Genomic DNA, 12,134 nt, shown 5'->3' with positions numbered 1-12,134 from the left:
AGAGGAACGTGTAGCGTTATGGGCGTGTTAAAACGCCTTGCAAACTTACGTTCCAGTCCTCGATACCGCTTTGCGGCCGACGCCCGATGACTTTGCCGACTCTGTCCTCGACGTCGCGGAGGCGCTGCGGTAACGGCTGGCCGACGTGCCGAAGCGCGCACGGAATGCGCGCGCGAAACTGCAGCAGTTGTCGAAGCCCGACGCCGCCGCGACCTCGCCCACCATCATCGACGTGCTGCGCAGCAGGTCGGCCGCATGTTCGAGGCGCATGCGCGCGGCCGCCGCCTGCGGGCTTTCGTCGTACAGGCTGTAGAACGTGCGCGAGAAGTACCAGCTCGAGAAGCTGGTCAGTTCCGCCAGTTCGCTGATGCGGACCACGCGGTCGCAATTCCCTTCCAGATAGAGGCGGGCACGCTGCAGGCGGCCGAACACCTGGCGCTTGCGGGTGCGCGAGCGTCCCGGGCAGCGCTGGATGTAGCCATCGAGTTCCTGCTGGACGGCGGCGAAATGCAGCAACAGGGGACGCAGCGCATAGGCATCGGTGCCCTCGGCGCCGCGTTCGGAGGCCGCGCGCCACAGCCGCAACATGGTCAGCGCATCGCGGCGACCGAGCCGCCCGCGCCCCGCGTACAAGGGACCATCGGCGAATCGCGCCATCGCCTTCATGCCCTCGCTGCTCAGCACGATGCCGATGCACAGGCCGTAGCGGTCGCTCTGCACCAGCGGCTTCGAGTCGCGCTCCAGCGCGATCCATTGCCCGCGCCGCAGGCGGAAGCGTCCTTCCTTCGCCTCGACCCAGGAAGCGCCCCTGAGCTGTACCCAGATCGTGAACAGGTCACCGCTCGCCTGCGCGCCTCCCAGCCGCGAAACGGCGATGCAGCCATTCGAAACGGCTCCTTCTGCCGCGTCCAGCCGGACCAGCTGCCCGCGGTCTCCCCATCGTGTTTGCTCCATCGGCCCTTCCACTTTGCATGACGTGTGGAAGCGGTGTGCCGGATCGGGACCAGGGCGGCAGGAAGTTTGGCGGAAAAGCGCACGAAATCTCGCCGAACGCCGATCCGACAAAGTTACGAAGGAAACTTCCTCTTTCCTGTCAGGAAGTTACCAGAAGCCGCCGCCGGGATCGGGAGGTGTGGGCTCCAGCGACAGCAGGCCGATGTCCGACCCGTCGACGACCGCCATGGCGACATAGGTCACACCATTGCGCGCGTCCGCACTGAACCCGTTGATGGTGGCCAGGTGCGTGGGCTCCAGGCACCTGGGTGGTGCATGGGCGCGGCCGGCACCGATGTGCCGCACGCTGACATAGCAATCCGGCGCCTGCTCCAGGTAGTCCACCTGTCCGTCCTCGGTCACCGTCCAGGTCCGGTAGCGCTGGCTGGCAGGACGGCGGCCGTCCACCTGGCGGATGCTGGCCGCCGACAGGCCGGCGTCGGACTGCCAGAGTCCGTCACGCCCCAGCCGGGTGAACAGCACGCGGCCCCGCGCCGGGTCCGGAAGCGCGAACGAGACACCGTCGATGCTGCCCATGCGGCGCCAGGGGGTACTGCGCCGGTCGAACAGCACCAGTTGCTGGCCATCACCACGCCCTGCCACCACCAGCACCTGCGCGGGATCCGGCATGTAGGCCGCGAACAGCAGATCCTCGCGCGGGATTGGGACCGGCAGCTGACGCAGCTGGCCGCTGGCCGGTTCCAGTTCGTGCAGCCCGTAATCGCCGCGCGCATCCGTGCCGATCACCAGCAGCCGGCGGCTGTCCGGCGACCAGGCCGGGAGATGCCGGGACTCGGGCCGGATGCCTTCGATGGGACGCAGCGATGCCGGCCGTTCCATGTCGGCCCACCAGAGGGTGAATTCACCGGAACGGTCGGAGGTGAAGACGATCTGGCGCCCGTCCGGCGCGACCGACGGCAGCGAATCGCGGCCCGTGGAGGCGAACAGGCGCTGCAGGGTCGGCGCCTTGCCGTCGCCCGCGGTCGCATCGCCGATGCGATACAGGCCGAACGCCGGCTTCCTCTGCACGAACGCCAACTGGTTGGCCTGGGCGGCAATGGCGGGCGCCTGCGCGTCCTCGATGCCGAGGTCGGCGATCGTGCGGGCGGAAACATCCAGGCGGTACAGGCGCGTATGGCTGTCCACGCGCCGGCCGAAGACGATCGCCTTGCCATCGGTCGTCCAGTCCCAGCCCCGAAACTCGGCACGCTGGTGGGTCAGCCGCTCCGCCTGGCCACCACCGGCGGGAATCCGCCAGAGATCGCCCAGCGGCGTATTGCGGATGAAGGCGATCCACTTCCCGTCCGGCGAGAACCGCGGTGCCGTGTCCACGTCCTGCGCGGCCGCGCCGTACTCGATCGCACGCCAACGGCCATTCGCCAGGTCCAGCAGGCGCAGGCCCGGCTCCCCGTTTCCGCTCAGCGGGCTGCTGAACACCAGGCCATTGCCGTCCGGCGTCCAGTCGAAGGAAGGGCGGTTGTGCGGATCGCAGCTCCCCAGTACGCGCGGCTCGCCGCCGCTGGCCTGCACCGCCATGATGCGGCAGTCCTCGCCAGGCGAGCGGCGCAGGAACGCGATCTCGCGGCCATTGGGCGACCATTCGGGGTTGGTATCCCAGGCCCCCTCGGGCGGGAAGGTCAGCCTGCGCGGCTGCGCCGGCTCCGTGGTCTGCACCAGGATCGCCGTACCCGCGAGTTCCTCGGTCATGCCGGACAGGTACGCAACCTGCGAACCGTCCGGCGACAGCGTGGGCGCCAGCTCGAATCCGGGCGCGGAGGTGATCAGCCGGTAGGGTTTGGGCGCCGGCAACAACGCCGTGAGTTCATCCTGCACGCCGGGCTGCGCCCCTTTCCCGCCGCCGAACCACCAGAACGCAGCGACCATGCACAGGATGGCCAGCACGCCCAGGCCGATGCCCCACGTCCAGCGCCTGAAAAGGAGCGCCTGGCGCGCCGGCACCGGAGCAGGCACGGTCACCGCACCGGGTGCTGCGGACACCGCGGCAACGTCGACGACGTCGACGACGTCGGCAGTTTCGCTGTCCGTCGCATGCGGCATCCACTCGACATCCACCAGCAGGCGGTAGCCGCTCTTCGCGATCGTCTCGATGTAGCGCGGGCCGTCGGTCCGCTCGCCGAACGCCTTGCGCAACTGCGTGATGGCCTGCGTGACCACATCGTTGGTGGGCAACGTGTCGGGCCAGACGGCCGCCAGCAGCGCGTCGCGGGTCACCACGCGACCCGCGTTGTCCGCCAGCACGCGCAACACGCCCATCGACTTCGGCGTGATGCGCGCAGGCCTGCGTGCGTCCGGCGCATGGATTTCACGCAGCGGAACGTCAACGATGCATTCCCCCACCTTCAGGCGATCGCCCGGCGGAGGGGTGGCGGAATCGGGGGGTTTCATCGGGGGCGAATGCTGCGCTGTCTTCCGGGGTCCGTCATGTGCCATCGACTGCCGCTGGTACGGCCAAGCGATCCGGCAGATTCGGCAAAGTTCAAAGGCAGCACCGGGAAAGCGCACCGTCGCGGCGCATTTTACAGTGGCCGGCATGCTCCCCCTGAATGGGAGCATCACAGGCAACTCTCTCTCCGCCGACGTCCTATTACATGAGTTCCAGCATTCGCGCCGAAAGGCGCGAATTTTTTATCCGCCGGACGAAGCTCATTCCACCTTGCGTGCGGGCATCTTCAGGACCGTCAATCCGATCAGTCGCGACACCACCACGGCGATGTACATCACGCCGGCGAACTGCTCCAGCATCACCAGCGCACGGGCCTGCGGCAGGATCGGCACGACATCGCTCAGGCCCACGCCGGAGAGCAGGCTGAAGCTCAGGAACAGCAGCTCCATCCAGCTGCGCGGCGATTGCGGATCGACCGCCGCAGTGAAGCTGCCGGGATACCACTGCTGGCAGACCGAGAAGGAAAACGCGAACGCCCACGCCAGCAGCGTGAACGTGGCGCCGGCCGCGAACAGTTCGTCGCTGCTGACCGAATGGTCCTGCAGCATGTAGGCGATCAGGCTGCCGGCCGTATAGAAGTACAGCCCGCTTTCCAGCAGGTGGGCGTAGATGCCGAGCGCGGGAAGATCGAACAGGGCGGCCGAGATCGACAACGACACCGACGGGATCGCCAGCGACCAGGCGATCCAGTTCACCGCCGCACTCCGGTTGACGACCCACAGCGCCAGCGCCAATACCAGGATGCCGAATGCGCCGAACAGGGCGCGGCCTGCCTGCGTATCCTCCATCACCGGATACAGCAGGATGCCGGCAAGCTGGACGACGAGCAGGAAGGCGCAAGGGTGCCGCCGCGCCGTCACCATCCAGCGCAACCGGGTCCAGGTGGTCATGCGCGCCTCACTTGAAGTGGTAGACCAGCGCGTAATACACCACGTAGATCCACGACAGCAGGCCGTGGATCACCGCCCACAGCAGCGACTTGTTCGCGCTCCACGAGATGGTGATGGCCAGCGCGGTGCCGAAGCCGATGCCCGCCTTCGCGATGACGGTGCCGTTTCCTTTCATGGCGCCGTCGCCGGCGTACCTGCACCCGCCCGGTAGGGATAGCGCAGGAAGATCTCGGCGATCGCGGCATCGATCTTCGCGCCGCGCTCTTCCGGCTTGGTCCGGCCGACGCGCCCGACCGCCACGCCGGTCCAGACCAGGCGGTTCTGCTTCGCGTCCACCAGGTCCACGTTCAACGTGCCTTCGGTGTACTTGTAGACGTCGGTGCGGTCGCGCCAGGTCGGCACCGCCACGTAACGGCGCGCGCGGTAGCTGTAGTAGTAGTCGTAGTCGACTTCCGGCGTGCTGACGACGTCGGTCTTCTCCTGCATGTACGCGTTGAGGTTGACCCACAGGTCGGGGGATTTCTCGTCGTACACGTAACCGCGGGACTCCATCTGCCTGCGCGCGGCGTCCTTGATGCGGCCGCTGGTCAGCGTGGCGTAGCCCTGCCCTTCGATCGCGAGCGGCGAATAGAAGGCGAAGCTGCGGTACTGGCCGAAGTTGGCGGACGGATCCACGTCGCTGGTGACGCGTGGACCGGTCGCGCAGGCGGCCAGGACGAGGACAACGGCGGCGGCCATCCAGCGGCCGGCATTACGGGCGAAACGGGCCATGATCGTGCTCCTGTCGGGGACGCCGCCAGCATGGCGGACGTCCCGTGAACGCTACGGCAGCAGGCCCGGGACGGATGCGACCGCCCCTGCCCGGTCAGCCCTGACGATACACCTGCGCGCCCTGCGCCAGGAATTCCGCCGACTTCTCCGCCATGCCGGCCTCCAGCGCCGCCTGCTCCTCCACGCCATGCTCGGCGGCGTAGTCGCGCACGTCCTGGGTGATCTTCATCGAGCAGAAATGCGGGCCGCACATCGAACAGAAGTGCGCGAGCTTGTGCGCGTCCTTCGGCAGCGTCTCGTCATGGAACTCCTTCGCCTTCTCCGGATCCAGGCCCAGGTGGAACTGGTCTTCCCAGCGGAATTCGAAGCGCGCCTTGCTCAGCGCGTTGTCGCGCACCTGCGCACCGGGATGGCCCTTGGCCAGGTCGGCGGCGTGCGCGGCGATCTTGTACGCCATGATGCCGTCGCGCACGTCCTGGCGGTTCGGCAGGCCCAGGTGCTCTTTCGGCGTGACGTAGCAGAGCATCGCCGTGCCGTACCAGCCGATCATCGCCGCGCCGATGGCGCTGGTGATGTGGTCGTAGCCGGGCGCGATGTCGGTGGTCAGCGGGCCGAGCGTATAGAACGGCGCCTCGCCGCACTCGCGCAGCTGCTTGTCCATGTTCTCCTTGATCAGCTGCATCGGCACGTGGCCGGGGCCTTCGATCATGCACTGCACGTCGTGCTTCCACGCGATCTTGGTCAGCTCGCCCAGCGCTTCCAGTTCGCCGAATTGCGCGGCGTCGTTGGCATCTGCGATGCAGCCGGGACGCAGGCCGTCGCCCAGCGAAAAGGCCACGTCGTAGGCCTTCATGATCTCGCAGATGTCTTCGAAGTGCGTGTAGAGGAAGTTCTCCTTGTGATGCGCCAGGCACCACTTGGCCATGATCGAACCGCCGCGCGACACGATGCCGGTCACGCGCTTCGCGGTCAGTGGCACGTGGCGCAGCAGTACGCCGGCATGGATGGTGAAGTAGTCCACGCCCTGCTCGGCCTGCTCGATCAGCGTGTCGCGGAAGATCTCCCACGTCAGCGCCTCGGCGCGGCCATCGACCTTCTCCAGCGCCTGGTAGATCGGCACCGTGCCGATCGGCACCGGCGAGTTGCGGATGATCCACTCGCGCGTCTCGTGGATGTGCTTGCCGGTGGACAGGTCCATCACCGTGTCGCCGCCCCAGCGGATCGACCACACCAGCTTCTCGACTTCCTCGGCGATGCCCGACGACACTGCGCTGTTGCCGATGTTGGCGTTGATCTTGGTCAGGAAGTTGCGGCCGATGATCATCGGCTCGCTTTCGGGATGGTTGATGTTGTTCGGCAGGATGGCGCGGCCGCGGGCGATCTCGTCGCGCACGAACTCCGGCGTGATGAATTTCTGGATGCTGGCGCCGAAGGATTCACCCGGGTGTTGCTTGAGCAGCATCGCATCGCGCACCGCGTCGAGCCGCTGGTTCTCGCGGATGGCCACGTACTCCATTTCCGGCGTCACGATGCCGCGCCGGGCATAGTGCATCTGGCTGACGTTGGCGCCTGCCTTGGCACGGCGCGGCAGCACGCGACCCGGGAAACGCACGGCGTCGAGCTTCGGATCGTGTTCGCGCTTGCGGCCGAACTCGGAACTCAATCCGTCGAGCTGTTCGGTATCGCCGCGTTCCTCGATCCACTTCGTGCGCAGCGCGGCCAGGCCCGAGGCCAGGTCGATGCGCGCGTCGGGATCGGTGTACGGGCCGGAGGTGTCGTAGACCGTGACCGCCGGATTCTCTTCGCCGCCGAAGATCGTCGGCGTCTGCGTCAGCGCGATCTCGCGCATCGGTACCTGCAGGTCGGGGCGCGATCCCTCGACGAAGATCTTGCGCGAGCCCGGAATGGGCCGCGTAACGGATTCGGAGAGCTGGCCGGTCTGCTGCAACAGGTCGGTGGCGGGCTTGGGAATGGCATTCATCGGCATCGTCCTTTTTGAATCCCCGCAGGGCTCTTGCGGGGAATTCGCGTAGTGGGACGCGAGGGGATCGCATCACGGACGAAGCGGCGGCGCGGCGGCGGACGGATGGCGGGCCTGGAACGGGTGGCTCGGCAACACGGCGCATCCTGCGAAGCTTCCCTACGCCGGTCTCAACCGGATCAGGTTCGAAGGGTCTGTCTCAATCGCCGGCCCGGCCGGCGATACCCCCGCTTCGGCGCGAATTAGACCACAAACGCCGGGACGGGGAGGTCACTCCAGCGTATAACCCACGCGGAAGCCGCCCCAGTGCCGCTCGCCGACGAAGACCGGCACCGACAGGTCGAACATGATCTGGCCGGTATCGCGTCGATAGACCTGCAGGCGGTAAGGGTCCGTATGGGCGCCCACGCTGCGGCCGACGCGGTCGGCGAACAGGCGCTTGGTGCGGTTGCCGACCAGGTCCTGCGCACGGTCGCCGGTGAGCGGCCGGGTGAAGCGCAGGTTGTGCGTGGGTACGTAACCGTCGGGATTGGCGCAGATCGCGAACACGATCCAAGGGTGTCGCGCGGCGACCGGCTCCTGCAGGGGCGGCAGCAGTTCGTCGCAGAGCGCGTCGAACGGGGTGGTGAACTTCGCCGGCTCGACGCCCGGTACCGACACGTAGTCGCGGGAGAACAGCGCCTCTTCGTCGATGCGTCCCTGCCGCAGCGCCTGCGCGAGCGCATCGCCGATGCGCAGCGACGCCGCCTGGGCCAGGTCACGGACACGCGCGTGGCGACGATGCCCGAGCGGATCGGTTGGCAAGCGGAACAGGCCGACGCAGTCCCGCAACGTATCGGTGCCCTGTGCCAGTGCCGTGCCGCGCGCGGCGACCTGCCCGGCGTGCTGCAGGTTGCTTCGGCTCAGCGACGCCACGCGCTCGACGGCGGCATCGATGGCGATGATCTCGTCGTCCTGCGCCGTGACGCGCCCGGCCACGGATTCCATGGCCTGGCTTGCGCGTGCCATCAGCTGACCGATGCCATCCAGCACCTGCCCGGTCGCCTCGGCCGAGGCCGCGCTTTCGGTCAGCGCGCGACCGCTTTCGTCCAGGATCACGCGCACGTCGCGCGCCGCCGTGGCGGCCTGCTCGGCGAGGCGACGGATCTCGGTGGCGACCACGGCGAAGCCACGACCGGCCGGACCGGCGCGTGCGGCTTCGATGCTCGCGTTGATCGACAGGATGTTGGTCTGGAACGCGACGGCGTCGATGACCTCGATGACGTCGCCGGCGCGCGCGGAGCGACGCTCCACTTCGCGCATCGCATCGCCCAGTTGGCGCGCGGCCACGACACCCTCGCGCGCACTGGCGTCGGCGCTCGCGGCCACGCGGATCACCGCCTGCAATTCATCGCCCGCGCCCTGCAGTCCCTGCAGGAGGCGGCGGGTGGCATCGAGCACGGTGTCCAGCGCAGCCACCTGCGCCTGCGATTGGGTCAGCAGCTCATCGTTGTCGCCGACCAGGTGCGGTACTTCCGCCGCCACCTGCACCGACAGCGCCACCGCCTGGCGGATCGCTTCGGCCAGGTTGCCGAAGCCGGCCGCGATCTGCCGCGACAGCGGATGCGCGGCCTGCGTGTCGGGCAGTGCCAGATCCAGATCGCAGCCACCCAGCAGGCCGCCGATGCGCTCCAGCAACGCACGTTCGGTCGTCGCCTGGGCCAGGCGTTGCGCGAGGTCACGCAGTGGCGGCGTCACGGCGGGCGGAACCTCGCCCTGCGCCAGCCGTGCGGCATCGCGCAGCAGCGCGGCGGTTTCCGGATGCGGCAACGACAGCAGCCAGCCCTCGCCATCGCGGTCGGCCTGGTAACGGATGCGGCGCGCCGGGTCGTTGCCGGGCGCGCACCAGTTGCCTTCTTCGTCGTTCAGCACGCCCGCCGGCAGGCCCCACAGGGATTCACAGGGTTGGCCCAGCAACGTGTCGGGCGATACGGCCAGCAGATCCCAGGCGACGCGATTGGCGGCCACCACGCGGGTGGCCGCATCCAGGCGCACCAGTCCCACGGGTGCGTCCGGCAGGACGCCCGCTTCGGCCACACTATCGGCCTGCCTGTCTTCGATCGCTGCCATCGCCCCCCTCCGCCTATAGGTAGCGGCCGCAGAAGCAGTGGGTTGAGGGGCCTGTTCAGGCCGGAGCGATGCTCAGTCCCGCTCCAGCGCGATCCCGGACAGGCGACCGAGATCGGCGGGAATGAACACCGTCGCATCCCCGAACTCCGGCCAGCCGGCCCGCAGCGCCGCCATGACCGCAGGGCTTTCTTCGTGCGCCTCCAGCAGCCACGCGGCGATGGTCTGGCAGGGCACATCGGTGGCCGCACGGCACAGCAATGGGCCGGGCGGGATGGGATCGGAGCGCCACAGTTCGTTGACGCCGTCCGGGCGCGCCGCGTCGTGCACATCGGCCGCCAACGCCGCCACGTCGGCATGCCCCTCGGCGACGGCCTGCAACGCTGCGGCGTGCGAACCTGCATAGGCGACCGATGCGAATGCCTTCGCCGGATCCAGCCCCTGGCTGCGCAGGTAGCGGACCGGCACGAAACCACCGGAGGCGGAATCGCGACCGACCAGCATCAAGCGCAGCTGGCCGGCCTTCGCTTTCACCTCGGCGAGCGATTCGGCATCCCGTGCGACCAGCACGGCACGGTAACGATCCGCCTGCAGCGCCGGCACCTGGGGCACCGGCAGCGTGGTCACCTGCGGGATGTCGCGGCGCGCCTGCAGGTAACCGTGCAGATTGGGGACAGCCACATCGACCTGCCCCTCGCGCATCGCCTGTGCCAGCGCGGTCGGGGACGGAAACAGCTTCACCTGCACCGGATGGCGGCCGCGCTTTGCCAGATAGTCGGCCAGCGGCTGGATCGCCGCGATACGGTCGCGCTCGGGATAGGCGTAGGTGGCGACGACCCACGGCTTGCGCGGTTCCTCCTTCGCGCAGACGGGAAGGACGACGAGTGCGAACAGCAGGACAACAACGGAGCGAAGATGCATCCGTCTATCAGACGCCATCCAGCAGCGCCTTGTCACGCACCGCGCCCTTGTCGGCGCTGGTGGCCAGCAGGGCATACGCCTTCAGCGCGGTGCTGACCTTGCGTGGACGCAGCTGCGCGGGCTTCCAACCCGTCGCATCCTGTTCGGCACGACGCGTGGCGAGTTCCTCGTCGGACACCAGCAAGGCGATCGACCGCTGCGGGATATCGATGCGGATCCGGTCACCCTCGCGCACCAGACCGATCGCGCCACCCGCCGCCGCTTCCGGCGAGGCGTGGCCGATCGACAGGCCGGAGGTGCCGCCGGAAAAGCGCCCGTCCGTCAGCAGTGCGCATTGCTTGCCGAGGCCCTTCGACTTCAGGTAGCTGGTCGGATACAGCATCTCCTGCATGCCCGGCCCGCCCTTCGGGCCTTCGTAACGGATCACGACGATGTCGCCCGCCCTCACCTCGTCGCCAAGGATGCCGGTGACCGCCGCGTCCTGGCTTTCGTACACGCGGGCGCTGCCCTCGAAGACATGGATCGATTCGTCCACGCCGGCCGTCTTCACCACGCAGCCGTTGACTGCGATGTTGCCGTACAGCACGGCCAGGCCGCCTTCCTGCGAGAACGCATGCTCGACGCTGCGGATGCAGCCTTCGGCGCGGTCGGTGTCCAGCGACGGCCAGCGCGTGGCCTGGCTGAAGGCGACCTGCGTGGGAATACCCGCCGGGCCGGCCTTGTAGAACGTGGCGACGGCTTCGTCGTCGTTCGTGGTCACGTCCCACTTCGCAATCGCATCGCCCAATGTCTTCGCATGCACGGTCGCGACGCCGGTGTGCAGCAATCCGCCTCGCGCCAGTTCGCCGAGGATCGCCATGATGCCACCGGCGCGATGCACATCCTCGATGTGGTACTTCTGCGTGTTCGGCGCCACCTTGCACAGCTGCGGCACGCGCCGCGACAGGCGGTCGATGTCGCGCATGTCGAAGGGCACGTCGCCTTCCTGGGCGGCGGCGAGCAGGTGCAGGATGGTGTTGGTGGAACCGCCCATGGCGATATCCAGCGTCATCGCATTCTCGAACGCCTCGAACGTGGCGATGCCGCGCGGCAATGCCGTCGGGTCCTCGCCACCGTACCAGCGATGGCACAGCTCGACCGCCACCACGCCGGCGCGCTTGAACAGCTGCTCGCGGTCGGCATGCGTCGCGACGACGGTACCGTTGCCCGGCAACGACAGGCCCAGCGCTTCGGTCAGGCAGTTCATCGAGTTGGCGGTGAACATGCCGCTGCACGAGCCACAGGTCGGGCAGGCGCTGCGTTCGACCGCCGCGACCTCTTCGTCGGACACGTTGGGGTCGGCCGCCATCACCATGGCATCAACCAGGTCCAGCTTGTGGTCGGCCAGGCGTGTCTTGCCGGCTTCCATCGGCCCACCCGACACGAACACGGTGGGGATGTTCAGCCGCAGCGCCGCCATCAGCATGCCCGGCGTGATCTTGTCGCAGTTGGAAATGCACACCAGCGCGTCGGCGCAGTGCGCGTTGACCATGTACTCCACCGAGTCGGCGATCACCTCGCGCGACGGCAGCGAATACAGCATGCCGTCGTGGCCCATCGCGATGCCGTCATCGACGGCGATCGTGTCGAATTCCTTCGCCACGCCGCCAACGCGCTCGATCTCGCGCGCGACCAGTTGGCCGAGGTCCTTGAGGTGCACGTGGCCCGGCACGAACTGGGTGAACGAGTTGGCGATGGCGACGATGGGCTTGTGGAAGTCCTCGTCCTTCATGCCGGTGGCGCGCCACAGCGCGCGGGCGCCGGCCATGTTGCGGCCGTGGGTGGAGGTCTTGGAACGGTACTCGGGCATGAAAACCAGCAGTGCTGCGACGACGTGGGAGGCCTTGATTCTGCTGGCTTTCCACGGTTTCAGTTGCAACCATTTCGAGTGAAATCATCCAATCGTCGAAAAGCCTGCCGAATTGCTTGACACGCTTCCAAGCGGCATGTTTCTCTTGCCGCATGTTGC

At 67.8% G+C, this 12,134-nt stretch carries 9 protein-coding genes and 1 riboswitch; all 9 genes read right to left on the bottom strand.

Going from position 1 to position 12,134, the window contains the following annotated elements:
* Positions 1–45: 45 nt before the first annotated feature.
* The 9 genes from V7060_RS10695 to ilvD all read right to left on the bottom strand — a co-directional run bounded on the left by V7060_RS10695 (position 46) and on the right by ilvD (position 11,975).
* Positions 46–954: a helix-turn-helix domain-containing protein gene (locus V7060_RS10695; protein WP_334179219.1), complete on the bottom strand. Its 909-nt coding sequence runs from the start codon at positions 952–954 to the stop codon at positions 46–48.
* 147 nt (positions 955–1,101) lie between these two features.
* Positions 1,102–3,399 carry a winged helix-turn-helix domain-containing protein gene (locus tag V7060_RS10690; protein ID WP_334179218.1) on the bottom strand — a complete coding sequence of 766 codons (2,298 nt, stop codon included), beginning with the start codon at positions 3,397–3,399 and terminating at the stop codon, positions 1,102–1,104.
* Positions 3,400–3,657: 258 nt separating this feature from the next.
* Entirely contained in the window at positions 3,658–4,347 is a 690-nt protein-coding gene (locus V7060_RS10685; protein ID WP_334179217.1) for an ion channel, read from the bottom strand.
* A 7-nt stretch (positions 4,348–4,354) separates the two neighbouring features.
* Positions 4,355–4,522, bottom strand: coding sequence for a hypothetical protein (locus tag V7060_RS10680; protein WP_334179216.1), 168 nt, complete (start codon positions 4,520–4,522; stop codon positions 4,355–4,357).
* Positions 4,519–5,118, bottom strand: coding sequence for a DUF4136 domain-containing protein (locus tag V7060_RS10675; protein WP_334179215.1), 600 nt, complete (start codon positions 5,116–5,118; stop codon positions 4,519–4,521). Before V7060_RS10675 ends, V7060_RS10680 begins: the two co-directional genes overlap by 4 nt.
* 94 nt (positions 5,119–5,212) lie before the next feature.
* A complete protein-coding gene (gene thiC / locus V7060_RS10670) occupies positions 5,213–7,099 on the bottom strand; it encodes a phosphomethylpyrimidine synthase ThiC (protein ID WP_334179214.1) in 1,887 nt (628 codons plus the stop codon).
* Between the two features lie 138 nt (positions 7,100–7,237).
* Positions 7,238–7,338: riboswitch (TPP riboswitch) on the bottom strand.
* A 31-nt stretch (positions 7,339–7,369) separates the two neighbouring features.
* A complete protein-coding gene (locus V7060_RS10665; RefSeq protein ID WP_334179213.1) occupies positions 7,370–9,208 on the bottom strand; it encodes a methyl-accepting chemotaxis protein in 1,839 nt (612 codons plus the stop codon).
* Positions 9,209–9,280: 72 nt separating this feature from the next.
* Positions 9,281–10,126, bottom strand: coding sequence for a PhnD/SsuA/transferrin family substrate-binding protein (locus V7060_RS10660; protein ID WP_334179212.1), 846 nt, complete (start codon positions 10,124–10,126; stop codon positions 9,281–9,283).
* A 7-nt stretch (positions 10,127–10,133) separates the two neighbouring features.
* Positions 10,134–11,975 (bottom strand): dihydroxy-acid dehydratase, encoded by a 1,842-nt coding sequence (gene ilvD, locus V7060_RS10655; RefSeq protein WP_334179211.1) that lies wholly within the window; start codon positions 11,973–11,975, stop codon positions 10,134–10,136.
* Positions 11,976–12,134: the final 159 nt, after the last annotated feature.

Source organism: Pseudoxanthomonas sp. (assembly GCF_036845285.1).
Taxonomy (GTDB): Bacteria; Pseudomonadota; Gammaproteobacteria; order Xanthomonadales; family Xanthomonadaceae; genus Pseudoxanthomonas_A.
This window is presented reverse-complemented; position numbering and strand designations above follow the sequence as displayed.